Annotated in this window: 46 protein-coding genes; 15 read left to right on the forward strand and 31 right to left on the reverse strand. The window is 32.6% G+C overall.

Features of this window, described 5'->3' with window-relative positions; all coding sequences use genetic code 11:
- Nucleotides 1–176: 176 nt before the first annotated feature.
- On the reverse strand, nucleotides 177–440 hold the full coding sequence (locus AC6EJB_RS02680; RefSeq protein ID WP_498492179.1) for a hypothetical protein: 264 nt from the start codon (nucleotides 438–440) through the stop codon (nucleotides 177–179).
- 5 nt (nucleotides 441–445) lie between these two features.
- Nucleotides 446–649, reverse strand: coding sequence for a hypothetical protein (locus AC6EJB_RS02685; RefSeq protein ID WP_498492180.1), 204 nt, complete (start codon nucleotides 647–649; stop codon nucleotides 446–448).
- A 512-nt stretch (nucleotides 650–1,161) separates the two neighbouring features.
- On the opposite strand from AC6EJB_RS02685, the gene AC6EJB_RS02690 reads away from it, so the two are divergent.
- Nucleotides 1,162–1,344 carry a hypothetical protein gene (locus AC6EJB_RS02690; protein ID WP_498492181.1) on the forward strand — a complete coding sequence of 61 codons (183 nt, stop codon included), beginning with the start codon at nucleotides 1,162–1,164 and terminating at the stop codon, nucleotides 1,342–1,344.
- Between the two features lie 102 nt (nucleotides 1,345–1,446).
- The gene (locus AC6EJB_RS02695) at nucleotides 1,447–1,572 is read left to right on the forward strand and encodes a DUF3764 family protein (protein ID WP_498492954.1); all 126 of its coding nucleotides are present in this window, start codon (nucleotides 1,447–1,449) and stop codon (nucleotides 1,570–1,572) included.
- Nucleotides 1,573–1,748: 176 nt separating this feature from the next.
- Here AC6EJB_RS02695 and AC6EJB_RS02700 read toward each other — a convergent pair whose 3' ends face one another.
- From AC6EJB_RS02700 to purT, 9 genes are all read right to left on the reverse strand, one after another.
- The gene (locus AC6EJB_RS02700; protein ID WP_498492182.1) at nucleotides 1,749–1,898 is read right to left on the reverse strand and encodes a hypothetical protein; all 150 of its coding nucleotides are present in this window, start codon (nucleotides 1,896–1,898) and stop codon (nucleotides 1,749–1,751) included.
- Nucleotides 1,899–1,978: 80 nt separating this feature from the next.
- On the reverse strand, nucleotides 1,979–2,311 hold the full coding sequence (locus AC6EJB_RS02705; RefSeq protein ID WP_498492183.1) for a DUF1499 domain-containing protein: 333 nt from the start codon (nucleotides 2,309–2,311) through the stop codon (nucleotides 1,979–1,981).
- A 259-nt stretch (nucleotides 2,312–2,570) separates the two neighbouring features.
- Entirely contained in the window at nucleotides 2,571–2,873 is a 303-nt protein-coding gene (locus AC6EJB_RS02710) for a nitroreductase family protein (RefSeq protein WP_498492184.1), read from the reverse strand.
- 59 nt (nucleotides 2,874–2,932) lie between these two features.
- On the reverse strand, nucleotides 2,933–3,121 hold the full coding sequence (locus AC6EJB_RS02715) for a nitroreductase family protein (RefSeq protein WP_498492185.1): 189 nt from the start codon (nucleotides 3,119–3,121) through the stop codon (nucleotides 2,933–2,935).
- 151 nt (nucleotides 3,122–3,272) lie between these two features.
- Nucleotides 3,273–3,542, reverse strand: coding sequence for a hypothetical protein (locus AC6EJB_RS02720; RefSeq protein ID WP_498492186.1), 270 nt, complete (start codon nucleotides 3,540–3,542; stop codon nucleotides 3,273–3,275).
- A gap of 170 nt (nucleotides 3,543–3,712) precedes the next feature.
- Entirely contained in the window at nucleotides 3,713–3,889 is a 177-nt protein-coding gene (locus AC6EJB_RS02725; RefSeq protein ID WP_498492187.1) for a hypothetical protein, read from the reverse strand.
- Nucleotides 3,890–4,268: 379 nt separating this feature from the next.
- Nucleotides 4,269–4,439, reverse strand: a complete 171-nt coding sequence (locus tag AC6EJB_RS02730; RefSeq protein ID WP_498492188.1) for a DUF4278 domain-containing protein — start codon at nucleotides 4,437–4,439, stop codon at nucleotides 4,269–4,271.
- Nucleotides 4,440–5,039: 600 nt separating this feature from the next.
- Complete coding sequence (locus AC6EJB_RS02735; protein ID WP_498492189.1) at nucleotides 5,040–5,297, reverse strand: hypothetical protein; 258 nt, start codon at nucleotides 5,295–5,297, stop codon at nucleotides 5,040–5,042.
- Complete coding sequence (gene purT / locus AC6EJB_RS02740) at nucleotides 5,290–6,453, reverse strand: formate-dependent phosphoribosylglycinamide formyltransferase (protein WP_498492190.1); 1,164 nt, start codon at nucleotides 6,451–6,453, stop codon at nucleotides 5,290–5,292. The genes AC6EJB_RS02735 and purT overlap by 8 nt, the downstream gene beginning before the upstream one ends.
- A 438-nt stretch (nucleotides 6,454–6,891) precedes the next feature.
- On the opposite strand from purT, the gene AC6EJB_RS02745 reads away from it, so the two are divergent.
- A complete protein-coding gene (locus AC6EJB_RS02745; RefSeq protein WP_498492191.1) occupies nucleotides 6,892–7,107 on the forward strand; it encodes a hypothetical protein in 216 nt (71 codons plus the stop codon).
- A 144-nt stretch (nucleotides 7,108–7,251) separates the two neighbouring features.
- The gene (locus tag AC6EJB_RS02750; protein WP_498492192.1) at nucleotides 7,252–7,644 is read left to right on the forward strand and encodes a DUF3804 family protein; all 393 of its coding nucleotides are present in this window, start codon (nucleotides 7,252–7,254) and stop codon (nucleotides 7,642–7,644) included.
- A gap of 441 nt (nucleotides 7,645–8,085) precedes the next feature.
- Here the strand turns inward: AC6EJB_RS02750 and AC6EJB_RS02755 are convergent, their stop codons facing one another.
- The 9 genes from AC6EJB_RS02755 to AC6EJB_RS02795 form a co-directional block, all read right to left on the reverse strand.
- Entirely contained in the window at nucleotides 8,086–8,211 is a 126-nt protein-coding gene (locus tag AC6EJB_RS02755) for a high light inducible protein (RefSeq protein ID WP_498492193.1), read from the reverse strand.
- Entirely contained in the window at nucleotides 8,211–8,357 is a 147-nt protein-coding gene (locus tag AC6EJB_RS02760; RefSeq protein ID WP_498492194.1) for a high light inducible protein, read from the reverse strand. Before AC6EJB_RS02760 ends, AC6EJB_RS02755 begins: the two co-directional genes overlap by 1 nt.
- Nucleotides 8,357–8,476 carry a high light inducible protein gene (locus tag AC6EJB_RS02765; RefSeq protein ID WP_498492195.1) on the reverse strand — a complete coding sequence of 40 codons (120 nt, stop codon included), beginning with the start codon at nucleotides 8,474–8,476 and terminating at the stop codon, nucleotides 8,357–8,359. Before AC6EJB_RS02765 ends, AC6EJB_RS02760 begins: the two co-directional genes overlap by 1 nt.
- 20 nt (nucleotides 8,477–8,496) lie before the next feature.
- Nucleotides 8,497–8,703, reverse strand: a complete 207-nt coding sequence (locus tag AC6EJB_RS02770) for a high light inducible protein (protein WP_269624973.1) — start codon at nucleotides 8,701–8,703, stop codon at nucleotides 8,497–8,499.
- 131 nt (nucleotides 8,704–8,834) lie between these two features.
- Complete coding sequence (locus tag AC6EJB_RS02775) at nucleotides 8,835–9,035, reverse strand: hypothetical protein (RefSeq protein WP_498492196.1); 201 nt, start codon at nucleotides 9,033–9,035, stop codon at nucleotides 8,835–8,837.
- Nucleotides 9,036–9,069: 34 nt separating this feature from the next.
- On the reverse strand, nucleotides 9,070–9,801 hold the full coding sequence (locus AC6EJB_RS02780; RefSeq protein ID WP_498492197.1) for a type 1 glutamine amidotransferase: 732 nt from the start codon (nucleotides 9,799–9,801) through the stop codon (nucleotides 9,070–9,072).
- Between the two features lie 7 nt (nucleotides 9,802–9,808).
- Nucleotides 9,809–10,048 (reverse strand): non-structural protein (NS2)-like protein, encoded by a 240-nt coding sequence (locus AC6EJB_RS02785; protein ID WP_498492198.1) that lies wholly within the window; start codon nucleotides 10,046–10,048, stop codon nucleotides 9,809–9,811.
- A gap of 157 nt (nucleotides 10,049–10,205) precedes the next feature.
- Entirely contained in the window at nucleotides 10,206–10,451 is a 246-nt protein-coding gene (locus AC6EJB_RS02790; protein ID WP_498492199.1) for a hypothetical protein, read from the reverse strand.
- Between the two features lie 190 nt (nucleotides 10,452–10,641).
- Nucleotides 10,642–11,016 (reverse strand): hypothetical protein, encoded by a 375-nt coding sequence (locus AC6EJB_RS02795; RefSeq protein ID WP_498492200.1) that lies wholly within the window; start codon nucleotides 11,014–11,016, stop codon nucleotides 10,642–10,644.
- Between the two features lie 186 nt (nucleotides 11,017–11,202).
- On the opposite strand from AC6EJB_RS02795, the gene AC6EJB_RS02800 reads away from it, so the two are divergent.
- On the forward strand, nucleotides 11,203–11,487 hold the full coding sequence (locus tag AC6EJB_RS02800) for an inward rectifier potassium channel (RefSeq protein WP_498492201.1): 285 nt from the start codon (nucleotides 11,203–11,205) through the stop codon (nucleotides 11,485–11,487).
- A gap of 60 nt (nucleotides 11,488–11,547) precedes the next feature.
- Here the strand turns inward: AC6EJB_RS02800 and AC6EJB_RS02805 are convergent, their stop codons facing one another.
- From AC6EJB_RS02805 to AC6EJB_RS02815, 3 genes are all read right to left on the reverse strand, one after another.
- A complete protein-coding gene (locus AC6EJB_RS02805; protein WP_498492202.1) occupies nucleotides 11,548–12,024 on the reverse strand; it encodes a hypothetical protein in 477 nt (158 codons plus the stop codon).
- Nucleotides 12,025–12,358: 334 nt separating this feature from the next.
- Nucleotides 12,359–12,565, reverse strand: coding sequence for a hypothetical protein (locus AC6EJB_RS02810; RefSeq protein WP_498492203.1), 207 nt, complete (start codon nucleotides 12,563–12,565; stop codon nucleotides 12,359–12,361).
- A 7-nt stretch (nucleotides 12,566–12,572) separates the two neighbouring features.
- Nucleotides 12,573–12,776, reverse strand: coding sequence for a hypothetical protein (locus AC6EJB_RS02815; protein WP_498492204.1), 204 nt, complete (start codon nucleotides 12,774–12,776; stop codon nucleotides 12,573–12,575).
- 288 nt (nucleotides 12,777–13,064) lie between these two features.
- Here AC6EJB_RS02815 and AC6EJB_RS02820 point away from each other — a divergent pair, with 288 nt between their 5' ends.
- The 3 genes from AC6EJB_RS02820 (at nucleotide 13,065) to AC6EJB_RS02830 (ending at nucleotide 14,360) form a co-directional block, all read left to right on the forward strand.
- The gene (locus tag AC6EJB_RS02820; protein ID WP_269605936.1) at nucleotides 13,065–13,235 is read left to right on the forward strand and encodes a hypothetical protein; all 171 of its coding nucleotides are present in this window, start codon (nucleotides 13,065–13,067) and stop codon (nucleotides 13,233–13,235) included.
- A 191-nt stretch (nucleotides 13,236–13,426) separates the two neighbouring features.
- Nucleotides 13,427–13,840, forward strand: a complete 414-nt coding sequence (locus AC6EJB_RS02825; RefSeq protein ID WP_498492205.1) for a DUF1499 domain-containing protein — start codon at nucleotides 13,427–13,429, stop codon at nucleotides 13,838–13,840.
- 139 nt (nucleotides 13,841–13,979) lie between these two features.
- Nucleotides 13,980–14,360, forward strand: coding sequence for a hypothetical protein (locus tag AC6EJB_RS02830; RefSeq protein WP_498492206.1), 381 nt, complete (start codon nucleotides 13,980–13,982; stop codon nucleotides 14,358–14,360).
- Between the two features lie 140 nt (nucleotides 14,361–14,500).
- Here AC6EJB_RS02830 and AC6EJB_RS02835 read toward each other — a convergent pair whose 3' ends face one another.
- Nucleotides 14,501–14,635: a hypothetical protein gene (locus AC6EJB_RS02835; protein WP_498492207.1), complete on the reverse strand. Its 135-nt coding sequence runs from the start codon at nucleotides 14,633–14,635 to the stop codon at nucleotides 14,501–14,503.
- 402 nt (nucleotides 14,636–15,037) lie between these two features.
- Between AC6EJB_RS02835 and AC6EJB_RS02840 the strand changes: the two genes are divergently transcribed.
- Genes AC6EJB_RS02840 through AC6EJB_RS02850 form a run of 3 tightly spaced genes read left to right on the forward strand, consistent with a single transcriptional unit; the run spans nucleotide 15,038 to nucleotide 15,691 of the window.
- Complete coding sequence (locus AC6EJB_RS02840; protein ID WP_498492208.1) at nucleotides 15,038–15,280, forward strand: hypothetical protein; 243 nt, start codon at nucleotides 15,038–15,040, stop codon at nucleotides 15,278–15,280.
- 22 nt (nucleotides 15,281–15,302) lie between these two features.
- Complete coding sequence (locus tag AC6EJB_RS02845; RefSeq protein WP_498492209.1) at nucleotides 15,303–15,551, forward strand: hypothetical protein; 249 nt, start codon at nucleotides 15,303–15,305, stop codon at nucleotides 15,549–15,551.
- A complete protein-coding gene (locus AC6EJB_RS02850) occupies nucleotides 15,551–15,691 on the forward strand; it encodes a hypothetical protein (protein ID WP_498492210.1) in 141 nt (46 codons plus the stop codon). The genes AC6EJB_RS02845 and AC6EJB_RS02850 overlap by 1 nt, the downstream gene beginning before the upstream one ends.
- Nucleotides 15,692–15,886: 195 nt before the next feature.
- On the opposite strand, the gene AC6EJB_RS02855 is transcribed toward AC6EJB_RS02850, so the two are convergent.
- The 3 genes from AC6EJB_RS02855 to AC6EJB_RS02865 form a co-directional block, all read right to left on the reverse strand.
- Nucleotides 15,887–16,171 carry a hypothetical protein gene (locus AC6EJB_RS02855; protein ID WP_498492211.1) on the reverse strand — a complete coding sequence of 95 codons (285 nt, stop codon included), beginning with the start codon at nucleotides 16,169–16,171 and terminating at the stop codon, nucleotides 15,887–15,889.
- Nucleotides 16,172–16,355: 184 nt separating this feature from the next.
- Nucleotides 16,356–16,589 (reverse strand): DUF1651 domain-containing protein, encoded by a 234-nt coding sequence (locus AC6EJB_RS02860; protein WP_498492212.1) that lies wholly within the window; start codon nucleotides 16,587–16,589, stop codon nucleotides 16,356–16,358.
- 452 nt (nucleotides 16,590–17,041) lie between these two features.
- Nucleotides 17,042–17,218, reverse strand: coding sequence for a hypothetical protein (locus AC6EJB_RS02865; protein WP_498492213.1), 177 nt, complete (start codon nucleotides 17,216–17,218; stop codon nucleotides 17,042–17,044).
- Nucleotides 17,219–18,008: 790 nt separating this feature from the next.
- Here AC6EJB_RS02865 and AC6EJB_RS02870 point away from each other — a divergent pair.
- Complete coding sequence (locus AC6EJB_RS02870) at nucleotides 18,009–18,233, forward strand: hypothetical protein (protein ID WP_498492214.1); 225 nt, start codon at nucleotides 18,009–18,011, stop codon at nucleotides 18,231–18,233.
- Nucleotides 18,234–18,330: 97 nt separating this feature from the next.
- Here AC6EJB_RS02870 and pip read toward each other — a convergent pair whose 3' ends face one another.
- On the reverse strand, nucleotides 18,331–19,281 hold the full coding sequence (gene pip, locus AC6EJB_RS02875; protein ID WP_498492215.1) for a prolyl aminopeptidase: 951 nt from the start codon (nucleotides 19,279–19,281) through the stop codon (nucleotides 18,331–18,333).
- 99 nt (nucleotides 19,282–19,380) lie between these two features.
- Between pip and AC6EJB_RS02880 the strand changes: the two genes are divergently transcribed.
- Nucleotides 19,381–19,602, forward strand: a complete 222-nt coding sequence (locus AC6EJB_RS02880; RefSeq protein ID WP_498492216.1) for a hypothetical protein — start codon at nucleotides 19,381–19,383, stop codon at nucleotides 19,600–19,602.
- 944 nt (nucleotides 19,603–20,546) lie between these two features.
- Nucleotides 20,547–20,711 carry a hypothetical protein gene (locus AC6EJB_RS02885; RefSeq protein ID WP_498492217.1) on the forward strand — a complete coding sequence of 55 codons (165 nt, stop codon included), beginning with the start codon at nucleotides 20,547–20,549 and terminating at the stop codon, nucleotides 20,709–20,711.
- Nucleotides 20,712–20,816: 105 nt separating this feature from the next.
- Here the strand turns inward: AC6EJB_RS02885 and AC6EJB_RS02890 are convergent, their stop codons facing one another.
- The 3 genes from AC6EJB_RS02890 to AC6EJB_RS02900 all read right to left on the reverse strand — a co-directional run bounded on the left by AC6EJB_RS02890 (nucleotide 20,817) and on the right by AC6EJB_RS02900 (nucleotide 21,708).
- Entirely contained in the window at nucleotides 20,817–20,993 is a 177-nt protein-coding gene (locus AC6EJB_RS02890; protein ID WP_498492218.1) for a DUF4278 domain-containing protein, read from the reverse strand.
- 233 nt (nucleotides 20,994–21,226) lie between these two features.
- On the reverse strand, nucleotides 21,227–21,469 hold the full coding sequence (locus AC6EJB_RS02895) for a DUF1651 domain-containing protein (RefSeq protein ID WP_498492219.1): 243 nt from the start codon (nucleotides 21,467–21,469) through the stop codon (nucleotides 21,227–21,229).
- Nucleotides 21,470–21,492: 23 nt separating this feature from the next.
- Nucleotides 21,493–21,708 (reverse strand): hypothetical protein, encoded by a 216-nt coding sequence (locus tag AC6EJB_RS02900; RefSeq protein ID WP_498492220.1) that lies wholly within the window; start codon nucleotides 21,706–21,708, stop codon nucleotides 21,493–21,495.
- Between the two features lie 314 nt (nucleotides 21,709–22,022).
- On the opposite strand from AC6EJB_RS02900, the gene AC6EJB_RS02905 reads away from it, so the two are divergent.
- Nucleotides 22,023–22,229: a hypothetical protein gene (locus tag AC6EJB_RS02905; RefSeq protein WP_498492221.1), complete on the forward strand. Its 207-nt coding sequence runs from the start codon at nucleotides 22,023–22,025 to the stop codon at nucleotides 22,227–22,229.
- The last annotated feature ends 509 nt before the right edge of the window (nucleotides 22,230–22,738 follow it).

A 22,738-nucleotide genomic window follows, 5' to 3' on the forward strand; every position in this document is an offset into this window, starting at 1 on the left:
TTCTCAATCTTATTCTTATTACTATTCTTTCCCTAATAGCTTTTAACGGGATCATATCTTCCATTTGATCATCAATTTGCTTTCTGATTAAATTTCTAAATAATTGGACAAGCGGAATTAAAATCAAAAGCGATAATACAAGGATCACCAATGCTATTAATGAATAAGTTTCCATTTTAAAATTCTCTATATATAGCCCATTCGTCACCAGCAGCAGTGACCTCAGACAGTAAAGCAACAGCTATATCGGAATGATCAGAGCGCTTAACAATGATCTCTTTGCCACCCATATATGGATCATTGAACTCAGAGTGTGAACGGCTAGCCTCTAACTGTTCAGATGGTGACAGAACTCTAAGAATTTCAATCCATATCTCATCATCGGAAGCGAAAGGAGGAACAGAAAACTTACTCGGACTATTTTCTTTTTCTATATTCATATGATTTAATTTTTAGCTTTAATTTCCTTTACTTCGTTAATTAATCGCTCTTGTCGTTCAGGCGTAATATATCCAAGAGATCCACATTCATTAATGTCTTGAATTGGATCTGATAGTCCATCGTGTTTCTCCAGCCAACCCTCAGTGCATCCTTTACATGCTAATTCATTTAATTCATTAGCCAAAAACTTTGCTTTCAAGCTATCCATCAAAAAAAATTAATTACTTCAATCTTTTTACTTTACAGTCATTCAATAGATCAAGAAAAAAATTAATAAGGATAATCAACAATATTGAAAAGTTTAAAATTTATACCCTTTTCATAGATAAATGGAATAAAAGATAAAAGTACTAAAAACCATTAGAAATAAGGTCATGCAGCTTCCTTTTTGAATTCCCTATAAGTAGCTATATCTATAGGTCTATTAACATCAGATTGAAAATCAACAATGTCTTGATAAATCTCATTAGGTAAAGGTTCCATTTCGCATCTTGAATAACATTTGCTGTTGTCATGCTTTTTTATTGAAAACCTGTTGCTTAGGCGCTTAAAGATAAACAATGTCACAATGCAACTTAAATTAGTTATATCGTTAGAAGCTTTAGATGCAATACGCAAAACTACCAGCATTCCGTATTAACTAAGTAAGTAGTTATTACTAATATTATTTTTTTGTAGTAGTTGCCACTTCATATGATTTTGCATATAGAGCAATATTTAATGAAAATTACAAAAAAACAAATGACTTTATCTCAAAATGAGATGACTCCGTACATAAGAAAAATTCAACAGAAATTTGATGAAGCTCAAACGTTTTTAATGAAAAATGGTTTTCATCAAGCCACAAAAGGACTTTTACAAGATATTGAAAATGCAAACGGCATAAATAAAAAAACAAACTAATATTCTTCCCATACGATGGGATCGAAACAAAGTCTTTAGGAAGACTAGTAAAATGGAAGATAACTATATTCACTAATATTTACCCCTTCCATAGCAACTGAAATCAGCGATTTAGACTTCAAGCTTAGCAATACTTTTTCAGAGTATTGCAATCATATAAATGCGCCAGAGCAGCCGGTGATGTTTAGAGAGATGGGCATTAAACTTTTTATATCGGCGAATGTATAGGAAACTCAAAAAGAGGAAATTTAATGTTTAAATGACCAGAGAATGTTTCAAATAATATTTTTACCAGTCAGGATTCAAAGCCTATTCTTGAAACCTCTAATCATATTTATGAAGAAAAAAAATCACAAAATTGATAAACAATTGTTTTACTGCTAATTTTAACTTGTTAAAGTTTCTCAAGAAATCGTATCTGGAATCATAGGTATTGAATGTTTTTTGCCATCTGGGCTTACATATATATTCTCTTTCCCATATTCTGTATCTATGATTTTTTCAAAATGAGTCCCCTTTGGAAGATGTAAAAAATATTTTTGTGCTCTGTTCATCTTAAAAAATACAGCTATTTAAAAATAACTAAGATATTTCCCAACGACAACTAATTGCCTATTTTATGAAAGTTATGTAGCTAATTATTTAATTTTTCTAAAGCAGTTAATAATCTTCCCACTCTAGTTCCATTAACTCCAAGATCGCCCCCACCATATCTTGATGCTGATTTGATTTGAATCTTCTTGTCAATTTTTAAAATCTCTAAATCATCTGGAAATCTAAAAATCAAACTTCGACAAACCCCTTTCCAATAGTTCTCATTACTTACTAAAACTTTTGTTCTAGGAATTTCTTGAGCAATCCGGACAAGTTGCTCAAAGGTCTTGTCAACATCTTCAAATTCTTTCTGAAAGAAAACGCAATTAAGAGGATTAAAACAGGAACTAAGACCTGATTTAGGATCTGGCATATTTTCTATAAATTCATATATTGATCATGACAAAAAGTTTATTCCCCCAGGTCTTATTTTTTATTAACTTATTACTCAGTGATGTCTAGTTCTCCCTACCTAAAATACACATGGGAAAAAGATTATTCAATTAAAATAAATTAAAAGCTTTTTGAACATGAAACGATTAGATAAGACAGGAATGATGCTAATTGTTTTCAGTGTGGCCTCAACACTTCCTTATCAGTTTCATTATCTCTCTTCTATGAATTAAATAAAATTAATCCCTGTCTCGATAGATGGAGCTAATCAAAGGCCTTTTGATTAAAGGCGGCTCAGTTCCATACCCAATCCATATAAAACCAATAATTTCCTCTTCACTTGAATTTATCTGTGCAATTCTATAGGTATTAGGGTCTTTAGTGATTTTTCCCGTTGACCACTTGCAACCAACATCATTAGCAACAAGTGAAAGCGACAGGTTTTGAATCGCGCAAGCACAAGCAGCATAATCTTCGAGTTTTTGGACTTGATTATCAGTACATACTTGAGTGGCAATAAGCAAATGGGAAGGGTTTAGCATTTTGTCCCTTATCTTTTTCAAACTAGATTCATCTATTGTCCTATCACCAAACTTCAATGTCAGCTGTAGTTGATATAGAAGTTCCCTTTTTTTATACCAATGTTGGTAAAACGCCATGGGAAAGTCCTTCTATGGCAAGGTGCCTGATTAGCTGCAAATATTGATTTTTCAATTACTTCTGTAGGAACACGTCTATTAGAAAAAATATGAAGTGTCCTTCGTTTTTTAATTGCTTCATCTATTTCCATGATTTTTTCTTGACGTTATTAACTACACTATTGGTCATAGTGAAAATTTTACAAAAAGTTAGTTTAGAAGCTTGATTAAATAAAAGGCGTTTAAATCTACCCAGCTTGAATCATACATCTAAAAAAAACATGATGAGTTAAAAATCACTTATTAAGCAGCTTGGTCTTGAATAACATTTGATGGTTTTGAAAATAACGATACGACTTGGCCCATGGGTGTCTTGAACACGCGTTCGACAATTTCTCCATCATTGATAATTACTTTCGTATTCATGGACCCAGAAGGTAAATTTAAAGATCTTTTTTTAAGAACATTCTCTAGCTCTGGATAATGATCATTAGGTTTAAGAACCTCTTTTAACTCAGGATGCAGGTCTAAGATTGCGTCATCAAAAGCCTTAAACTTTTTAGTTAAAACCATATTTATTGAAAGCTGTTACGTATGACTTGTAACCTAATGACCTAATGACGTAAAGAGTATTTAAACCAAGATCGGCATAAAATTAATAAGACTTTAAATAAAGCTTTAGTGAATAAAGAATAAATTCGTATAGATAACTTTTACTGGTAGCTCAAAGCGCAACATAGTGATTAATATCTTGTAGCATCAATGACTCGTTGTGCATGATGAGAAATAGACGTTACCTCAGGATTTCTGTCATTTAAAACTGACTGTGTAAAAACAGTAATAGCTGCAATACTTGGTGTAATAGGTAAAAACATCAACAAAGCCAACACACTACTGTTAGGTCTAAATAATCTTTGCATTAATAAATAATGAATTCACTTATTATTCTCAACAACTTCTAAGTGATTTGCGTGTTCGGTTTCCCTTGAATAAAGCTATTAGTTAGACCTGTAGTACCATCTAAACACTTTTGGTCTTTTCCAGAGCATTGAATAAATAGCTTCAAGTGCCTTTTGAGTTTTAGGAAGCTTGCAACTTGGCCATGACTGTTGAGTAATCATTTTGATTATTTAGGAGTCATTATTATTTCTACATCGGATATAACCCATAAAACCAGAGTAATAGAACTCAGGCAAAAATACATAGAACCAGAACTATTTTTTCAGCTAGATATTTGTTGCGAAAATAAGCATAAAAAAATGGGGGAAATTTTATCCCCCATTTTAGATATCCTTTAAATTACTTTCGGTATGTATTACCTCTGTAAGTTAAGGATGCTTGCATATGGCTTTTAGCTTCTGCTTGCCTAGATGTGTAGACATTAGTTCTGTAACTAAGTTCTACAACTTTTTTTGGAGTAGCTTCTTTATGTTGAAGGTACTCTTTGCCTCTGTAAGTAAGAACAGTCATTGCTCTTTCTCGTAGTGCTCAAGACCCCGTTCCATGTCTCGAGTCTTACTGCAGCCTAAAATTTAGCTGAACGTGGTCTAAAAATAACATAAATCATCTTTAAATGATGTTCCTAGTGATACATAAAACAGTGAATTTTGTAGTGTTAACCGAAATAGTGGCATTTGTTGCTAATAAGCTCCCTTAAAACCAGGAAGAAAGTTAATTAATTATCCTCTTCTTTTTCTTTTTAAACTTTAACCAACCTTCATCATTGATCCTGCTTCATGAAAAAGTTATTAACGACTTAACCCCAGATGAAGCATTATTTTGAAAATTGAAGTAAATAACTTCCATAACATCTCAAGAAGGTAAACCATTTATTAACCACATAAAAGCCTCGTTATTTAATACCCAGTTTCTAAACCCTACTATCACAATTAAATTTGTCAAAAGAAGAATGAACAAACGAAGTTTTGGATCATCTATCCCCATAATTATATTGTAATTTAGTTTTGGCTAGGTAAGATCAGTTACAAAGACATCAACAATTTCGCAACTATAGGAAGTGGATAAGAAGTCAAAATCATATGTATGATGTATCAATATTACTTGTGATAATTAATCCGCTTTAAAAGGCTTACCACCTTTGCTTAAATAATCCATATATTTATCAGACTCTCTAAGGTAATGGTTCCTGCTCTGACCGATATATCTAGCTTCAATTAAGAGGTCTGTAACTTCCGGCCAAAAAGATTCAGGGACCAACTCAAGAGGGTTAATTGCGTTTGGATTCCAATTTAACTCAGTCAAAAATAGAAACCAAATCGACTTGCACTTAATGAAATCAGATAAAAATTCTGAATTAGAATTACTCATTTATAAATTTGACTGATTGAGCTGCTTTATCAGCTTTTATTCTTGCCTCATCGAGGGTTTCAGCTTTTGCTACTGCTACTCCCATTCGACGACCTTCAGTTGAGCTCGGCTTACCAAATATAAATACACTTGTATTTGATTGACTTAAGGCATCTTCAAGCCCCGAATAAGCAATGTTTGAGGTTGTCTGGGAAGCCAAAATCACTCGGCTCGCAGAAGCATCATGACAAACAATTTCTGGAATTGGGATACCTAAAACAGCTCTCAGGTGTAATTCAAACTCATTCAAATTTTGGCTAATCAAAGTTACTAAGCCTGTGTCATGTGGTCTTGGTGATAGCTCTGAAAAAATCACCTCTTCACCCTTAATAAAAAATTCAACTCCAAACAAACCAACACCACCAAGATTATCAGTGACACGCTTGGCAATCTTTTGAGCCTTATCTAAGACACTTTCTCTTAATTCAGCTGGTTGCCAACTACATTGATAATCTCCATTCTTTTGCTCGTGTCCTATAGGAGCACAAAATAATGTTTTACCATTAAGTTGTCTAATAGTTAATAAAGTAATTTCTAAATCAAAATCAATAAATTCTTCTAAAATAATTTTATTTGATTGACCTCTTGATTTTTCAATAGCCAATTTCCAAGCCTGGGCTAAATCATTTTTATTATTAACTAAGCTTTGTCCTTTACCTGAAGAACTCATTACTGGCTTAATTAATAAAGGATAACCAATTGCCTCTGCATGCATATCAAGCTCGGATTGATTCACCGCATAACTAAATTTTGCAGTTCTTATATTCAATTCGTTAGATGCTAAATCTCTAATTTTGTCTCTATTCATAGTTATTGCAGTAGCTCTTGCGTTTGGTATTACTGTTATCTTTTGTTCAATATCTTTTAATACATCTACTGCAAGAGCCTCGATCTCAGGAATAATTATATCAGGATTACATTTATATATTACCTCTTTTAAATCACTATAGTTATTCATATTTAAAACTTCAAATTGATCCGCTATCTGCATAGCTGGTGCATCATTATATCTATCACATGCAATAACATAACAACCTAATCTTTTTGCTGCTATTGCAACCTCTTTCCCTAATTCTCCGCTACCTAAAAGCATTATTTTCTTTGGAAAAATGTTCATAATCATATCTATAGGTTAAAAACTTAAATTAATATAATATCTCTTAAACAGAATTAATAATTGAAAAAAGAAGTAAAATTAACAGAGACACAAAAAGAAGAAATTATTCTCAGTAAATCAGAGCGCTTATTGTTGATGGATAAAATCAATTGATCATTCGCGATTGTTTTTCGAATCAATAAGATAAAAGGATGATATTTTGGCCACAACAATAATTTTTCGCTAACTACTTTTGAATACGGCAATGCTATTGATTTTGGACATTAGGTGCAACCCTTTTGACAATAATGAAAACGAGCTCATATAAGCAATTCCTAATCGGAAAACCATATTTAATTTTCACGTTAGTCCTAAAAAGAATCTATTGGCTATACATGCTCTTTACGAGTGGAGAAAAGTTAGTTAAAAGAAAAGTATAACTTCGACTTACTTATGGGAATGGTTTCTAAAAAGAAAATTAAAGACTTCAAGGATTTGGATCAGTTCCCAGATTTAAAACAAGCTATTGTACCAGCAATTAAGACATTGCCCTCAGGTTCAATAAATACTAAAGTAATCGTTACTGAAGGCGAAATTGTAGAGAGAGTTTATAAGACACCAAAAGGTGAGATTATATCTCTATTCGCAAAGAATTTGTCGAAAGAAGCTGCCTAAATTCTCTACTTAAAATCAATTATTCTAGTATTTCTCTATAGAAAGGGTTACTTCATATTGTCAGCACAACAAGAAAAGATGGCCAAAAAAACATCCAATATTGAACAAATATGTAATCCTAAATTTATTTTTTTTTATTAATCAATGTCTTCTAAAGAAGAAATCCTATCCATCCTAGAAGCCTTTGCCTCAACAGAGAGAATGGGATCATTCTTTTTAGACAATGCAACCCCCGACTTTTTGTTTATAAGACCAAGTGGAAATCCCATTGACGCAAAAGGTTTTCAAGAGATGTGGTCTTCTGGAGATCTTGTATTAGAAAGCGCAGAAATCTCAAAGGTCCACAAATTTGAACTTTTAGGTTCAAATGCTGCAATGTGCGTTTTCACTCTAGGCTCAAAGTTTACTTATAAAGGGACTCAAAATGATGACCTCCCTACAGTAACTTCCATTTTTAAAAAGATCGATGAGAAATGGAAAGTTGCGTGGATGCAAAGATCTTCAGGCCAGTCCGATATGACTTTGTGGAACGACTAATTTATACTTCCTTCTCAATGGTTAAGTATTCGTAAATTCTATTTATATCCTTATGTCTGAAGTAATCATTCAACAAGAGAGATATTTTAAAAGATAAATAGTTAATAGTCGTAAATGCAAGAAAAGCCAAATGTTGAAGAGTTGATTGCAGATTAAATTACATTACTCTTAATTCGAGCCCAAAAGCTACCTAAAAGAGAAAGGCTAGCAATTGCTCAAGAGTTTAGAGAATGGCTCTATGGTAGTTGCAAAGTAGAAGATATATTGATCCTAGATACAATAATCAAATAATATAACTACATCAAGTTGCTAATCATAAATATCACTGAATTAATTTGCATTGCGTTAATAACGAGCTGATCAAAAAAACATTAAAAAAAGCCTTTACCGTAATGACGGGGAAAAGGCTTAATTTATTTTTTTACTAGGGTTTAGACTAAATCAAACAATCCCGGGGATTATCCAGCCTGTTAATCCGTAGTTAAACACAGCAGCAAAGAAGCCCATCATCGCGAGGCGACCATTCATTTGCTCGGCTGTTTTCCAATAGTTGGTTTCTTTATTCATTACACGAAACCAGGAATGATTTGACCGGTTGTAAGATACGCACCAACAAGAGCTAAGCAGCCAATAGATGCAGCTAGACCATTAAGTCTTTCTGCAAACATTTTTTCTTCTTCGACTCTTGCAGTTTCAGTGGTTCGATTTTTCATTAAACGACACCTGGGATTAGTTGACCTGTTGTTAGGTAGATCCCTGTAAGTAGAACAAATGCCATCATGGCTGGCCTACCAATACTTCTTTCTAGGATTACTTTGTTAGATGGTTGCATTGTTATAAGTAGTTGTTGATTTAGAAAATTCCTGGAATGATTTGACCTGTTGTGAAGTATGAAACCAAAAGACTGATCATTCCGATCATTGCCCAACGACCATTTGTCTTTTCAGCTTCTTCTGGATAGCTGGTGTAATCCTCAACAAGCTGGGGCTGTGTTTCACGACCAAAGATGTTTTGCTTGCCGTACTCAGTGATTACTTGAGATGAGGATGAAGTTGTCATTACTGAAATGCGTTTATGTGAAGTAATGTAAAGTATGAATTTATTAAACGGAAGATACGGTCGTGTACGGCTTACTCACTTTAGGAAGATCTTAAAGTCGATTTTCTACAAAAAATTCCAATGAATATTTTCTAGTGGATTAAATAAAGAATTTCTAAATCCTGGTTAGATTCTGCGATTTTTTTTCTTAAAAAAGTTAAAGCCTCATCATTCATACTTGACTCAGCAATCATTTTTTCGGCTTCATTAATACCATACTCAAGATTTTTAATTTTTAATTGAAGAACTTCCCTATCTTTTTTGCACTGCGCCAGTGTGAAGTCATCAATCATCGTAGTAATTATTTTGAGAGCTAAAATTAATTGATTAGCTTAATAGGTCAAATAAAACGTTTAAAAACTCTAATCTAGAATCTAATGTTTTACGACCAAATTCCTTTTGTTGTTGTTTTAAAATGGATTGACCGTCTGGCCCTAATGCTGAAGCAATAAATTTCTGATCTTCTGAAATCCAAGTATTAACCATCTCATCGTCAATCTCAACATGAAATTGTATACCATAAGCTAATGGACCAATACTAAATAATTGCTCCTTACATCTACGACTACTAGCGATAAGCTCTGCAGAATTAGGCAATACAATTCTATCTCCATGCCAATGCAAAACAGGGAAAGGATGATTTATAAGTCTTTTAAGTTTGAAGTTATCCTCTAGTGGTTGAGGATAGATATTGTCCCACCCTATTTCAGCTAATGGTTGATGAGATACCTCCTCCTGAATCAATTCAACATCTCCGCCAGCTGCATAGGCTAAAAGCTGAGCTCCCAAACATACCCCTATTAACCCAAAGCCTTGATTTAAGGCTTGTTTTATCAGACCAACCTCTTCAAAAAGCCATGGATAAGTTGAAGTACCAATGTCTCTTATACCCATAGGTCCACCCAACACCAAAAGTAAATCTCCATTCCTAAGTTCTGGAAGAGAGTCTCCTAGATACAAACGAAAAATACAAACACTAAATCCTCTTTCCTTGGCAAGATTTACAAACAGTCCAGGTCCCTCGCGTTCTAAATGCTGTAGAATAAGTAAACGACTCATAAATAAATTAAAAATCTACATTTTCATTTGGAGTAAAAACCGAGCAATACAATTTGATGAATAGCTCTGCCTCACTTTCATTTTTACCCTCATATTTGAGTTTGAGGTCTTTTATTGCGACTAAAGCACTTTTCTCCTTCAACCTATATCTTGCACAAGTATCTAGAACTTTAAACATTCGAGTAGTAACTGCTTCAGAAGGAGTGCTGAGACCCAACACGACAATCACTAGAAGTAGATATTTCATATAGATAATTCAACCATCTTTTTTAGATAAAACTCCATAGCGTTGAAACTAGTTGTGCTTTTATACAAAAGGAAGAACATTGTAGAAAAAAATAAACGCTTCTAAATAAATAAAAAAATAATCATTTAAATTAATATTTTTCTTAATTTACATTTGATTAAAGTTGCTTTAGTTCTTCATCTGTTAATGGGCAAAAACCATCTGAACATCTCTCAGGCTTATTTAAATCTGCAACAGAATCCGAACCACCGATAATTAAATTATGTTTTGACATTTTATAAAACTTCTGATGAACAGCATGACTAAACTTTTTTTCCTTCTCATACTCTAATTCGCAAGGATCAATATTTTTATCAAACCAATCATCGTATTGAATACAATCTGGCTTTGCATTATATGTCATATAACTAGACTAATACGACATAGAAATAAATACCACCTAGTCAAGTCAAAGCTAGTTTGGGTGTTTCTCAACTAAATTTTTAAGATATTTCTTTTTGAGTAGCTTTTTTCTTTCTTTCAAGAATTTTTTTAATTGTTGCAACTTCACTTCGATTGATGAAAATATTCAGCAGATTCAATGTACATCAAAGTTAGTTTGATGGAGTGCATTTTGGAGAACTATCATTTCCATCAAGCTTTTGAATTTTGGATATATCCAAATCAGAAATCTCCAGCCCATAAAGTTCAGCGATCTTAGTCATCGCGAACACCTCTGCACCTGTCCATGCTTCTGCTAATACCGACCAAGTTTTTTGACTAAATTCAACTCCCAGATTTTCGTTGTTAGCTCTTTTCTTATCTATCTCAACAACTTTCTTTAGTCCCTGGGTAGATAGATGACTTTTGATCCGTAAGAAAACAACCTCCAACATTGAATAATAGAACTTTTCAATAGCTTTGTTATATGCCCATTCAGCTTCTTTTTGAGCTTTTTTTGCGGATTCGGTTGTAATCTCAATACTCATTTATTGCTTCAGGAATCGGATTCTTTCCTTTTATTATAGTTATCAGAATTAAGTCTTAAAAGATTGAATTCGAAAATCAGTTTTAATTGAATAATTTAGATAAGTGCTATGCTCAAAACAAAATAACTTATTAAAAACAGCCTTTTGTTTTAAACCTATGGATTTGTCGATTAGATTAACTGAAAAATGTCTTTAGAACTTACAGAATTAATCAAGGATTTTATAGCAACAAAACTGCTTTCAAAAGTTGAACTAGATTTCTTAGAGAGTGAACATTGGGAGACCCTCGAACATATCGATGAAATAACTTCCTTAACCTCTGCTCCAGTCAATATTTCTAAAGAATTGAAATTAAAAGATGGATCATCATGGCAATTATGTTGTGCAGCAGTACTTGATGCTGCCAGACCACAAAAAAACTCTCGGTCAGAAAAACTTAGAAAACTAATAGAAAAATTTTCTCTCCAATAGTTACTCTTCACAATGACTAAAATTTTAATAATTAAAAATGTTTAAACAGAGATTTAAATCTCACTTATTTGATAAAAATATCTTTCTAAATTTATAAAAAAACATTCCTGTTTTCTCATAAAGATGTTTTGGTTTTTGTTTAAGTTCTAAATTATATGGATTGATGAAAATAGTCAAAAATATTCTTAAGGCAGTATAAAAATTTTTACTAGACTTTATATCCTGATAATTTTCATTTCTCAATTTATAAATTTTATGCTTATCTAATAAAACCTCGAGAGCGTTAAGTACTCTGTCTTTCTCCTTTTTACTGATTGTAGATAACAAAACCATCAAACCTTTTATTGATGAATCATCTCCACTAATAACGTTTTTAAGAACGCTTTGATAGAGATTCTCCCATTTGTAGGGTTCATTCCTAAAAAGGTTTGAAGCAGGTTCCTCCGCATTAAGCATTAACAGTCTTTTTTTATCATCATTCTCATCTTGATCAGAATTCCAATATTCATACAAAGGAGATGATTGTGCGATATTCATGTCTAGATAGTGAAAACGGTGATTAAGGAAAATCAGAAAATAAATTTAACTGGCTATGCATTTTCTCACCAGTTCTTTGCAATTAGAATATTTTTTTACAACTGTATAAGTCTGTTTCAGTAAGTTCTATACATTTTAAGCCAGATTAAAGTAATGTTCCTACAAAGATATTGAAACACATCATTCTAGTAATATTGGAAAGGTAGAAAAAAAATTACAAGATATATTGAAGTTCTCGTTACTTATAAAAACATCTATTTTATCACAAGTGCATAATGTCGATGAGCAAGAATTACCTAACTGCAGTAGATATAAACATAAAAAAAATCAAAAATTACGCGCAAAATATTTTTGCAGTATTATTCACGCCTATTGAATAATCATCAATATTTAGATCTAATGCATCTAAAGTTTTAAAGGCGTCTATTTTACCTTCCGCAAAACTTTCACAAACTGAACTAATTTGATTAGTTATTAATGATTGAGTTTTTGTGGGAAATAAAAAGCATAAGGTTATCGGTAAAACAAGAAATAATTTCATTTTAATCTTAGCTTTTTTGAAAAGTTTTCTCTAATAAACTCACTTGAGCCCTATATGCATCACCTTTTGAACCGCACAATTTCTCATGATCTGTTAGTGGTATCCAAGACCAATCAAGTTTTAAACTTAAAGAACAAAACATGATGATGTGACCAATAAATAGTATGGGCCAATCAAGTCCAATAAATTCAGAATGAAAAACTGGGTGCATTATTCAATCAAACAAAACTAAAGAATCAAGTTGATGTGAACCAGCCATGATGAAAAGAATAGGAAGGTCACAAGTACCAGTATTTCAAGGCTATATGCTTCTTGAAAGCAAGTGATACAAGAAAATTTGATAATATGATCATAACCTCTTCAAGTTTTTCTAATTGGGTGTACAAGGTAGGGACAACCAGTAAGAGTGATGTAAAGCAAAAAGAAAAAAAACCTTAAAAACTAAAAATTATTCTCAATTTCGTCCTAAAAAATTATTCATTCAAAATTGATTCAATTAATGAGCGGCGACAATTTGCTAGGAGAGCAACCTCTAAAGTTTTACTCAGAAGAGGTAACTGAAACCAAAATCGAGCTGGTTCATCGCTTACTAATCCTTAATGCTCAAAAAAATTCAATAGTAGATCTAGATAGAAAACACAAAGAATGGGGAAATGAATTAGCAAGTTAAAAAAACGCCAGATAGGTGTTAAAAGGTCTTTTTATACATAATAATCCATAATTCCATTTACTAGCTTAGATAGTTCCAAGTTTAAGGACAGAAATTTATAAAAAGACTAGAGTTACATAACATTAATTTTTAAGCTAAGATATATTTATTTATGTGGTTTTTATTTCATTTAACTAGATGTTTTTTGATCAATGATTAATCGATTTTTAACTTTCTTCTTTTCAATTCTATTTGTTGTTACGTTTACCCCGAATAAAGCAAATGCCATAACAACTGATCTGCCAGATTGTGTTGTCATTACTCACTGTGTGAAAGAAGACTTTAAAGTAAATGATTTAGATAATGCTTTTAAGAAAGCTGCTAAAATAGTTTCTGAAACAGCAAGAACAAAAATAGTCGAAAAGACTGATTCATTCATTCATGCTGAAGCAAAGACAAAATGGAGAAGATATACCGATGATTTACTCCTCAAAGCAATTCCAGAAAAAGGTATTATCCAAGTCAGGTCAGAATCAAGAGTTGGAGTTGGAGATAATGGAGTGAATCAGAAGAGGGTTGATGATTTTGCCTATCGTCTAATGAAAGAAAGAGACCTCACTAACTAATACACAAAAAAACAACATTAAATACTCCAGTAAAGTCATTGATTTTGAACATACTAAATTTTTCGATTAAGTTTGTTTGCGAAGGTATGGCTTAAGGATAAAAAGTAAGTGATTTTTTATACAAATTGCTTTTCTTTTTATGCTTCTAGCAGCATTTGAACCAGGTAGAGAAATGGCCATCGCCAACTTTTTCCTAGCCATTTTTTGTCTGTTTACCGTTGCCCTTCCTTTCTTACTCATCACCCGTGGAGACAAAACAGAAGCTAATCGGGACTTCATTGCAGCAACAGTCAACCCATGGTCTCAAGTTGTTAAAGAAGCTGATTTAGCACAAGTGGTTCTATCTGAGATCACCTCGTCAGTAATAGCAGAAACCAATCTGGAAATAGCTTCTGAGCAAAATGTCGGACCTAATCCAGAATCAGGAAACGTTATTTCTCTAGAAATACAGGCAAGTGATGATTTGGATGAGTCAATAACTCAAGTATTACCAACTGAGGATGAACCATTAGCTGCTTGATAGCTTTAAACACAACTAGTAAATTTTGATTGAACGACAATTATCAAGGGGCTAGTAAAGTCCCTTGATAATTGTCGTATTAGCTTATATTTCTCATCTGATTCATACAAAGAACTTGAGGGTGCTTATTTCCTTCTTCACTAAACTTTTAGCCATTCTTTATCTTCCTCTCTTAATGCCTGACTGTCTTTATCTCCTAGTTCTTTTATTTTTAGAAGAATGTCGTTCATGGTCACGTCAAGTGTTCTTTTTAAACTTATAGAGGGTGTCTTCATACAAAATTGCCCACAATCGAATCAGCTATGAAAATACAAACCACATAGGCAAATGTTTTTGCTAAAGGTTTTTGAACTAGTTCAATAGATGAGTTTACAAAAATAGTTATCAACTAGCGAAGCATTCTAGTGAAGCATAATTAATAAAAAGCAAGCTCTTCTCCAATGGTTTGCTTGAAAAACGGAAAGGTAGAATTGAGTGGATTTTATTCAATTACGATCAAAACATTTTATAATTTTTGCGTATTCGAGTACCCCATATGACATTGCATACAAATGAGTTGTGAAGATTAGCATGATCGCCATCATGAAAACATGAAACGTTTATTTCCTCTATTGTTAATGTTCTTTGTTCTCTTTTTTTTCTCAGTCATATCAGTTAATGCTGAGTCGGAGTTTAAGATGTATTTAAATGATTTTCATCAAAAACAAGAGAAAGCCAGCAAAATACTGAAGGAAATTGAGACAGATCTAAAAGATGGTTCCAGAGACAATGTTTGTGCAAGACAAAGGGAAGCTGCTAGCTATGGAATCGAAGCTATGGAATCGTTAATTAAAGCATTTAAAATAAATGGTTCTAAAACTGAAATAGAGAATCTTCAATCAGGACTAAATAAATGGAGAGAGTTGAAAAACTATTGCTAAAACATTTTCTCATAAAAAATAAATGAATGTATTAGTTATTGTTTTTTTTATTGCCTTAATTTGGCTCATAAGAAAATTCGCATGGAATGTAGAAGAGGGAACCTATGAACAAAGAGTGCGGAATCCAGAGTTAAATACAAAAAACTTCGATATGCATGAAAGAAGACTTGAACAATTTTCAAAATCAAAATACAAAAACCGTATGTTCTATCTCGGTGCTGATGGTACTTGCTACTATTACTCAGCCACTGGAAGGAAAATTTTTTGCTAATGGATGAAATATTTCAATGGGAAATTGCTGCTTTAATTGGAACGTCTATTTCTGCCTTCTTGGCTTGGTTTAATAAATCCGGTTATGATTTTAAAGACGGATTTGAGCCAAAGAACAAAAGGACGAAAAGGAAAAAATAAATTGAATCCTTTAGAATATCAAAAAGCTTTGTGCATATACCATTTAGAACTCAATTACCCTAGAGGCAACAAGCATCTGAGGCACTACTACAGCAATTATATAAAAATAATCAATCTACTTAAACCTTAATATGGTAACTTATTTAAATGAATAAGCGCCTAAATATTTTTTAATCGCAAATTAATGAGTATTATCTACTTCCCCACTCCAGTAAAAACAAATCCATTAAGAATACAGAAATCATAAGCAAAAAGCTTCAAAACTTCAGGCATATCAATCCATTTCATTTCCTCAATTTTATTTAATTGCTCTGAACTTAGATTCTCTGCTTTAGCATATTCCTCCATCATCATTGACCAACTATCAGAATAAATATCTACGTAAAATGCCTTTTGATTTTGATTAAAGAAATTAATTTTATCTTGATTTGTACTAACCTTTTTAGACAGTTTTTTATAGTATTCAATGTCCGATATCATGATTATTTGCTTGTTTAGAACCCAACCTAATAAATTTGCTTTTAAATAGTGAAGAGATGTTCAAAATCTATACATTAAGTAGTCTGCGCAATCATACGTTGGTCTAATTTTCCTGTTGAAGTGGAAAAGGAAAACATAAAACTAATTTAATTTGAAGATTATGAGCACTTCATTATTTTGATTGTTAATCCCACTGCGGGGGAACACGTCTCCATCCTGTTGATAATAATTCCCTCCATAATTTTATTGCCAATCCTCTTCTCATCCTCCTACGATTTTTCAAAAGTGGGGGACCATTAGATTCAAGCCTTCCTCTCTCAATCCAAACCTTGGGATTTTGATCCCAACTCTCCCAATCATATCGAAACCTCAGTATCCATAGTCCATTTGGTTGCTTAATCCAGCCATCTCGCTTCATACGACCACAAGAATTAATAGTACAAGTGTATTATCGGTGTTGATGACATTTTTGATGTGACTTTTTGGTTATAACTTTACTTTTTCGTTTTGGAAGAGCTGTCATATCTGCCTTAGGGATGCTGAATGGAGTAAACAATTTCACAACGCTTACAAATCAAATACTACTAATAAACTTTAAGAAGACCAAAATTTAATGCATGGGTGAAACTACCCTAAAAACATTCGCATTGCACTACAACATGTGATGCTTTGGAGTAGCTAATTTCATCTAGATATAAGATTAAAATGTTTACTCCCCACCATGCCATATTGTTTGGAATTGTACTAATGACAGGTTCTGCATCTATTTTTCACGTGTCCGAAGGCAAAAACGGATTAAGAAAGAATCAAACAAAGATATCAAAATCAAAATTCGTTTGAACAGTTATTAATTTTTTACTGTAGTACTTTTTAAGCAAAGCAAGTCCAATCTAGGTTTCGATGATTTGTTAGAAATGGAGCTGGTGTACAAACCTTCTCACCATCTGGTGTTACGTAGCACCTTTCAATGCCCCAACTTCGTTCAATAATTTTTACCTCAGTTGAGCCTTTTGGCAAAGGAGGTGCGGAAATTTGAGCTCTCGTCATATGAATATGTAACTATACATTTTTAGCTACTGAAAAAGTTTTATCAATCGGTAAATAAATCCATTGACATTGAATCAAGTACAGCACATACAAACTTAACAAAAATAAATTTAAAGCTTTACGTTAGCTTTTTTATTCTGGAATTTAAAACGGCTAATTGAAGTTGGTATATCGATATTGACCTTTCAATTCTGAACCAAGACAAGGGATCATCAAAACTTGTTCTATTGAAGATTTTTACGAAATAAATAATTTCTCAGTTCTGATGCAAATAATACCACTACTGATGAATTTCATTAAATAGCCCATGAACTGGCTTTAACTTAAAGGGCGAAGAATCAAAGACGTTTCAAAAAACCTTCATGTTATTAAGTAAAAGGAATATGAAACCTATCCTCCTATAGCTTTGGTGAAAGAGTGAATTATAGGTTTTTTACAAAGAAACGAAATGAAAAGAATAAAGCTCAATCATGAATCTGAGGAAGTTGGGAACACTTATAAAGTGATCGTAATTTCTTTAACAGTTGGACTAAATATAATTATCTTTACGTGGTTTTTTCTCTTCTCAGGACTGACGAAATAAACTCGTTAAAAAAATAGAAGTTCGAATATGAAGTTAATCAAAGTATTCATAAATCAAAGGAAGCGGGATAATAATACTTAAATCACCAAATGAATTAGCTTTATTTACTTTTACAAGTATATTTTTTACATACAAATCACAAAAAAACGAGTCAAAAGAAAATACGTAGTTTTTTTTTATATGGTTCATAAATAATACACAAAAAAAATGAAAGTAGATCTAAATGAACTAGCAAATTCATACGAGGTCGTTCCCGTATCTCTTAGTGATCCTTTTAAATCTTTAGTTGCAGAACCTTCCACAATGGAAGTACTTAGATTCATACCCATTATTGCCTTCATTGCTTTAATAATTACAGCTATATGGAGACAGGGTAAGAAGTTCCCAGTAAGAGCTATTGGGGAATTAAACAAAGATGGCAAGCAAGATTAAATTTAAATTAATGGATGAAATTTAAGATTTTCTTGTAATTTCTAATGGGTGTAGGATTTATTAAATATAATTAAAATCAAATAACATCTACTAAAGATTAGAGATTAGATGAGGAATTAACTAACTTATTCGTCAACTCAATTAATTTTTTAGTAATTCCAGTCTCTTTCATTGAGTGTCCTGCATTGTCGATTACATAAAGTTTTGAAGAGGGTAATGATTTTTTAAGATCCCATGCACTTCTCATTGGACAAACCACGTCATATCTTCCTTGAACAATCGAAACAGGAATATCTTTTAGCTTAGTAATGTTTTTTAAAATATAATTTTCCTCTAAAAAAATATTATTAATAAAATAATGGCATTCTATACGCGCAAAAGAATCTGAGAAATTATCATTTGCAGCTTTTTTAATGGATAATTCTTTTGGCATAAGAAAGCTTGTTGACATTTCCCATCTCGTCCAAGCATGTGCCGCTTTGGCTCTCTCGGGACTATGTTGACTGGTTAATCTCTTATAGAAAGCATTAATCAAATCGCCTCTCTCATTTTGCGGAATAACAGACTGATAAAGATCAAATTCTTCAGGAAAAATTTCACTTGCACCTTTTTGATAGAACCAACTTAATTCATTTGTTCTGCACAAAAATATGCCCCTAAGAGTCAGACTTATAACTTTTTCAGTGTGTTGAATTGAATAAATCAGGCTTAATGTTGAGCCCCATGAGCCCCCAAAGACATGCCATGTTTCAATTTTTAAGAGTTGTCTTAATTTTTCAATATCTTCAATTAAATGATGTGTCGTGTTTTCTTTTAACTCAGAATGAGGAGAAGATCTACCGCATCCTCTTTGATCAAATTGAACAATATTGAATTTCTTTGGGTCAAAATATCTTCTATAGGAGGGACTACTCCCACCCCCGGGGCCGCCATGAATAATCAAGACAGAGGATCCATTTGGATTGCCACTTCTTTCCCAGTAGATTGAATGTAGAGGGCTCACTTTTAATATCCCTTGTTCCTTAGGTTCTATTTCTGGAAATAACATTTTTAATTAAATTCCGTCTTTTGCTTTTGAGACACTTCAATCAACTCAAGCATACATAGCAATATTAGCTATAAAGGATTATTAAAAAGGAATTGATCAATGCCTAAGAAAAATTGGCTCAAAAGCTTTCGGTTAAATATTCATTCCCCTGGAACAGGTTTTGCCTTGATGATCTTAGCTTTAACTCAAGTACCAGTAGGAATAAAAAATGCAGCTGAAGTTGTTTGTATTGGTCAAACTTCAAATAAGATTTGGAAATCAGAAAAGAATCATGCGGATGCAAATATGCTTGCAGTTCAAAGATGCAATGGAAGAAATTAATAGGAATCTTGTGTTCGTCTTCAAGCAAAATAAGATAAAAACCAAAAAATGTAACGTTGGTCTAGAACTTGATTTTTAACACGATAAAAAGGGAGTTATTTTAAAAATCTCATTATTTATTACTTCAGAGCTAAGAATAATCGATCAAGAACTAGCTCAGTTTGGATGGGTGGAGTCAATAGCGACTAATTCAATAAGTGATTTCACATCACGCAATATAGATGTTGAAGGACAAACAACTAATGAAAAAAAAATCTGATCTCATAGACACATGTATATGTCATGTGATCTTCTATGTGGTTTTTTGCTATTCCCTATTTCTACATATCTTGATTGACCTTGGTTTTGGTTCCTTTTTAAAAAATAAAGTGAATACATTTTTTAAACTGCAAAAACAATTTGAGTTACCTTCCTTTATCAGTGCTCATTCAAATTAATACAGACTAAGATTGTCCTTAAACAAATTATTTGGGTATTCATTACTATCGCACGATCTTAAATAATCTATTTATATTGGAAGGAAGTAATTCACTAACGGTCTGAGTCTGCACAGACCGTTTTTTCATTCTAAATGCAAAATTTCTTCGCTAAAATATTCTAATTTTATGGAAATGAAATTGGTTAATTCTTTGAAGAGCCCATCAGAGACGATTACTTCTATCCAGATTGGTAAATAGACATCACATCGTTTATCATCGTTCATTTCTAGATTTTGTATTATTACACAACCATTTAAAAAATAAGCCAATCAATTATTCATATGAATGGGAAGAACCACAGATTATATTTTTTTAACTTCGTAAAGCTTTAAGCATAGCTTTTGCTCCTATAATTCTTATCCTTAACTCGTTTATCTACTACTAGTTAATTCTACTTGAGTAAAAGCCGAGGTGTATAAATTTAACAAGATCGATTAGAACTTCTATATACCGATATGGTGGGTTATGAAACTAAAAACTCCTTTGAACATAATCAAAAATGCATTAAGTGATATTCGAACAATGCATGACTTTTCTTACACGGTTCCAAATGAAACTAGAGATGAGTTTTGGGAAAAAGAATGTAATAATCATCCAGCAGCATCTACATGCAAAATTTATGAGGGCTAACAATAATAAACTTTGTACGAGTTAATAGCTGTTCAACTAAGCATGAATCATCTAAGCAAGAAAAAAGGCCCTACCTAGCAGGGCCTTATAAAAAGAGTTAACAAACTAATGCTGATAGCGATGACCACGATAAGCAAAATAGGAATTTAGCTCGGATTTAGCATCGCTTCTGCATGTGTTGTAGTGATTACGCCGGTAAGTCAACTCAACACAATCCTTTTGCGCTTTTGGCTCTTTGTGCTGGACATAGTTTTGTCCACGATATAGAAGAGTTGTCATCATCCATACTCCGAATGTTGATTTAAGTCCCCGTTCCTTGGCTTAAATCGAGATGCGGCTCGCTATAAAGCGAGTTGAACGTTTTTGTAACGGTTGCTACAAAAACTATTATGTTATGACTGGATGGCACCCGTAGTTCATCTCGATACAAAACTATCTAGTGGTATATACTCAAATTTCAATTTTTTTTGTTAAACATCAATCGAAAGAGAATTAGGTTGATCTTTTATTAAGCTTTAATAGGCCTCCCATAAGGGTTTCTTAGAGACTTCCCATTCTGTTTCCACTAACGACCTCCATAAGTGTCGTGCTTTTGCATAAGTTAACTTCTCATTTTCATGTAACTGAACATGAGGTGTAATACCGTGTAGAAATCTGAGCCTGCAGCTAGCGTATTGAACCCTTATGTATTTAGTTCCATCTTCATCAGGGTGTTTATCTTTAAAAATCTTCATTGGCCAGACAAGATCATTTTTCACAAGCCAAGTTTAATTGTGTATTTTCAGTAGGATTTTGGATTATCTCTTTTATGCTGCCGAGCCTTTGAATGACAACTATCTGGGGACCAACGGTTTTTAACAACTTCAAGGAAATCACATATGAATTCATCCGGGCAATCAAGTTCGTCCTGCAATTCAGCTAATTCATCAATAAAGAATTCAAATGTTCTACTTATTAAACCTGACTTTTGCTTTTGGGACGGAATCCATTTTTCCATAACTAGTAAAACATTAATTACCCAAAGTTAAATTTAAACTATTATTCCATAACTTATTTGGTAAACACCTGATATTAAAAACGAAAAAGGAAGGTTTATTAAGACTAAAAGCTTAGCGGCAGTAATTTTATTAATTGCTGTCATAGCTAAATGTTATTAAAAAATAAATCAAAAAATTATCGAGAACATAACCAGAAATTATCCATCCCTAAAGGTCGGTTCAGGTAGGGCTAACCAGTTCGGGCACGAAAAGAGGTAATCACTACAAAAACTTGAATTAATTCCGGATAGAGTTGGTCAGTAGGAGAAGATCTATGAAACGCTATTTATTATTTTTCTCATCGGCTTTATTTTTGACAGGTATGAATGCACAAGCCGAAAGTTTTTGGTTGATCCTTCAAAACAGTAGTTACGGAATGGAAAAGATAGAAATGAAAAACATGTCGCAATGCGAGGAACAAGGCAAGCAGTACACAAAAAGTTCGGGTATTCCTCGTTATATTTGCTTAATTGGCAAATAAGAAAAAGTATCAAAAAAATACCTTAAGAAGAATAACAAGATAATTAACTAAGTGACTTTTGATTAGTAGACGTATGGAATTGGGTTTAACAATATTAACAACAATTTTCAATTGTAATTGAATTTTCTTCAAAAGTATCAGCAATATATTGAAGCATTAATGCAATAAATGGAGGAGGACATTGGAGCTCACTTGCATACTTAGCGTATTACTGAGCAGTTCCCTGCATTGCTGGAAAAATTATGTTTTTGATTTGATCTTCAGCGAGTGAGCACGTCTTTTCACATTTTTCCAGTCATAGTTTGCAGTCACCTAACAACAAAACCATAAATGTATTTTGCATGGAGTCAATGTATTAAATCCATTTACCCTTTGCTCAAGCATTTGATCAAACGACACCTAATTTCATTCCACTTTTCACCTTTGCAAGAATCATGTCGTCTAAGTCATTGTCTGTTTGAAGAACTAGCCACTCAATTGCACTGATAATAAAAGCTTTCATTTGTTTT

The sequence above is a fragment of the Prochlorococcus sp. G4PB17 genome, from assembly GCF_059772445.1.

What these genes read in the sequence shown, in the direction of transcription:
- AC6EJB_RS02885 (WP_498492217.1), top strand. Translation starts at nt 20,547, where the DNA reads ATGAAACTAAAAACTCCTTTGAACATAATCAAAAATGCATTAAGTGAT.
- AC6EJB_RS02855 (WP_498492211.1), bottom strand. Translation starts at nt 16,171, where the DNA reads ATGATATCGGACATTGAATACTATAAAAAACTGTCTAAAAAGGTTAGT.
- AC6EJB_RS02850 (WP_498492210.1), top strand. Translation starts at nt 15,551, where the DNA reads ATGGATGAAATATTTCAATGGGAAATTGCTGCTTTAATTGGAACGTCT.
- AC6EJB_RS02790 (WP_498492199.1), bottom strand. Translation starts at nt 10,451, where the DNA reads ATGACATATAATGCAAAGCCAGATTGTATTCAATACGATGATTGGTTT.
- AC6EJB_RS02755 (WP_498492193.1), bottom strand. Translation starts at nt 8,211, where the DNA reads ATGAATAAAGAAACCAACTATTGGAAAACAGCCGAGCAAATGAATGGT.
- AC6EJB_RS02770 (WP_269624973.1), bottom strand. Translation starts at nt 8,703, where the DNA reads ATGACAACTTCATCCTCATCTCAAGTAATCACTGAGTACGGCAAGCAA.
- AC6EJB_RS02865 (WP_498492213.1), bottom strand. Translation starts at nt 17,218, where the DNA reads ATGACGAGAGCTCAAATTTCCGCACCTCCTTTGCCAAAAGGCTCAACT.
- AC6EJB_RS02900 (WP_498492220.1), bottom strand. Translation starts at nt 21,708, where the DNA reads ATGGAAAAATGGATTCCGTCCCAAAAGCAAAAGTCAGGTTTAATAAGT.
- AC6EJB_RS02905 (WP_498492221.1), top strand. Translation starts at nt 22,023, where the DNA reads ATGAAACGCTATTTATTATTTTTCTCATCGGCTTTATTTTTGACAGGT.
- AC6EJB_RS02820 (WP_269605936.1), top strand. Translation starts at nt 13,065, where the DNA reads ATGAGCGGCGACAATTTGCTAGGAGAGCAACCTCTAAAGTTTTACTCA.
- AC6EJB_RS02805 (WP_498492202.1), bottom strand. Translation starts at nt 12,024, where the DNA reads ATGAATATCGCACAATCATCTCCTTTGTATGAATATTGGAATTCTGAT.
- AC6EJB_RS02710 (WP_498492184.1), bottom strand. Translation starts at nt 2,873, where the DNA reads ATGCTAAACCCTTCCCATTTGCTTATTGCCACTCAAGTATGTACTGAT.
- AC6EJB_RS02835 (WP_498492207.1), bottom strand. Translation starts at nt 14,635, where the DNA reads ATGAAGACACCCTCTATAAGTTTAAAAAGAACACTTGACGTGACCATG.
- AC6EJB_RS02765 (WP_498492195.1), bottom strand. Translation starts at nt 8,476, where the DNA reads ATGCAACCATCTAACAAAGTAATCCTAGAAAGAAGTATTGGTAGGCCA.
- AC6EJB_RS02890 (WP_498492218.1), bottom strand. Translation starts at nt 20,993, where the DNA reads ATGATGACAACTCTTCTATATCGTGGACAAAACTATGTCCAGCACAAA.
- AC6EJB_RS02735 (WP_498492189.1), bottom strand. Translation starts at nt 5,297, where the DNA reads ATGAGTAATTCTAATTCAGAATTTTTATCTGATTTCATTAAGTGCAAG.
- pip (WP_498492215.1), bottom strand. Translation starts at nt 19,281, where the DNA reads ATGTTATTTCCAGAAATAGAACCTAAGGAACAAGGGATATTAAAAGTG.
- AC6EJB_RS02825 (WP_498492205.1), top strand. Translation starts at nt 13,427, where the DNA reads ATGATTAATCGATTTTTAACTTTCTTCTTTTCAATTCTATTTGTTGTT.
- AC6EJB_RS02725 (WP_498492187.1), bottom strand. Translation starts at nt 3,889, where the DNA reads ATGCAAAGATTATTTAGACCTAACAGTAGTGTGTTGGCTTTGTTGATG.
- AC6EJB_RS02795 (WP_498492200.1), bottom strand. Translation starts at nt 11,016, where the DNA reads ATGAGTATTGAGATTACAACCGAATCCGCAAAAAAAGCTCAAAAAGAA.
- AC6EJB_RS02800 (WP_498492201.1), top strand. Translation starts at nt 11,203, where the DNA reads ATGTCTTTAGAACTTACAGAATTAATCAAGGATTTTATAGCAACAAAA.
- AC6EJB_RS02685 (WP_498492180.1), bottom strand. Translation starts at nt 649, where the DNA reads ATGGATAGCTTGAAAGCAAAGTTTTTGGCTAATGAATTAAATGAATTA.
- AC6EJB_RS02815 (WP_498492204.1), bottom strand. Translation starts at nt 12,776, where the DNA reads ATGCACCCAGTTTTTCATTCTGAATTTATTGGACTTGATTGGCCCATA.
- AC6EJB_RS02720 (WP_498492186.1), bottom strand. Translation starts at nt 3,542, where the DNA reads ATGGTTTTAACTAAAAAGTTTAAGGCTTTTGATGACGCAATCTTAGAC.
- AC6EJB_RS02860 (WP_498492212.1), bottom strand. Translation starts at nt 16,589, where the DNA reads ATGAAGCGAGATGGCTGGATTAAGCAACCAAATGGACTATGGATACTG.
- AC6EJB_RS02705 (WP_498492183.1), bottom strand. Translation starts at nt 2,311, where the DNA reads ATGCCAGATCCTAAATCAGGTCTTAGTTCCTGTTTTAATCCTCTTAAT.
- AC6EJB_RS02880 (WP_498492216.1), top strand. Translation starts at nt 19,381, where the DNA reads ATGCCTAAGAAAAATTGGCTCAAAAGCTTTCGGTTAAATATTCATTCC.
- purT (WP_498492190.1), bottom strand. Translation starts at nt 6,453, where the DNA reads ATGAACATTTTTCCAAAGAAAATAATGCTTTTAGGTAGCGGAGAATTA.
- AC6EJB_RS02870 (WP_498492214.1), top strand. Translation starts at nt 18,009, where the DNA reads ATGAAAGTAGATCTAAATGAACTAGCAAATTCATACGAGGTCGTTCCC.
- AC6EJB_RS02750 (WP_498492192.1), top strand. Translation starts at nt 7,252, where the DNA reads ATGTCTTCTAAAGAAGAAATCCTATCCATCCTAGAAGCCTTTGCCTCA.
- AC6EJB_RS02840 (WP_498492208.1), top strand. Translation starts at nt 15,038, where the DNA reads ATGTATTTAAATGATTTTCATCAAAAACAAGAGAAAGCCAGCAAAATA.
- AC6EJB_RS02760 (WP_498492194.1), bottom strand. Translation starts at nt 8,357, where the DNA reads ATGAAAAATCGAACCACTGAAACTGCAAGAGTCGAAGAAGAAAAAATG.
- AC6EJB_RS02810 (WP_498492203.1), bottom strand. Translation starts at nt 12,565, where the DNA reads ATGAAATTATTTCTTGTTTTACCGATAACCTTATGCTTTTTATTTCCC.
- AC6EJB_RS02680 (WP_498492179.1), bottom strand. Translation starts at nt 440, where the DNA reads ATGAATATAGAAAAAGAAAATAGTCCGAGTAAGTTTTCTGTTCCTCCT.
- AC6EJB_RS02745 (WP_498492191.1), top strand. Translation starts at nt 6,892, where the DNA reads ATGGTTTCTAAAAAGAAAATTAAAGACTTCAAGGATTTGGATCAGTTC.
- AC6EJB_RS02775 (WP_498492196.1), bottom strand. Translation starts at nt 9,035, where the DNA reads ATGATTGATGACTTCACACTGGCGCAGTGCAAAAAAGATAGGGAAGTT.
- AC6EJB_RS02700 (WP_498492182.1), bottom strand. Translation starts at nt 1,898, where the DNA reads ATGAACAGAGCACAAAAATATTTTTTACATCTTCCAAAGGGGACTCAT.
- AC6EJB_RS02730 (WP_498492188.1), bottom strand. Translation starts at nt 4,439, where the DNA reads ATGACTGTTCTTACTTACAGAGGCAAAGAGTACCTTCAACATAAAGAA.
- AC6EJB_RS02845 (WP_498492209.1), top strand. Translation starts at nt 15,303, where the DNA reads ATGAATGTATTAGTTATTGTTTTTTTTATTGCCTTAATTTGGCTCATA.
- AC6EJB_RS02830 (WP_498492206.1), top strand. Translation starts at nt 13,980, where the DNA reads ATGCTTCTAGCAGCATTTGAACCAGGTAGAGAAATGGCCATCGCCAAC.
- AC6EJB_RS02690 (WP_498492181.1), top strand. Translation starts at nt 1,162, where the DNA reads ATGAAAATTACAAAAAAACAAATGACTTTATCTCAAAATGAGATGACT.
- AC6EJB_RS02785 (WP_498492198.1), bottom strand. Translation starts at nt 10,048, where the DNA reads ATGAAATATCTACTTCTAGTGATTGTCGTGTTGGGTCTCAGCACTCCT.
- AC6EJB_RS02715 (WP_498492185.1), bottom strand. Translation starts at nt 3,121, where the DNA reads ATGGAAATAGATGAAGCAATTAAAAAACGAAGGACACTTCATATTTTT.
- AC6EJB_RS02780 (WP_498492197.1), bottom strand. Translation starts at nt 9,801, where the DNA reads ATGAGTCGTTTACTTATTCTACAGCATTTAGAACGCGAGGGACCTGGA.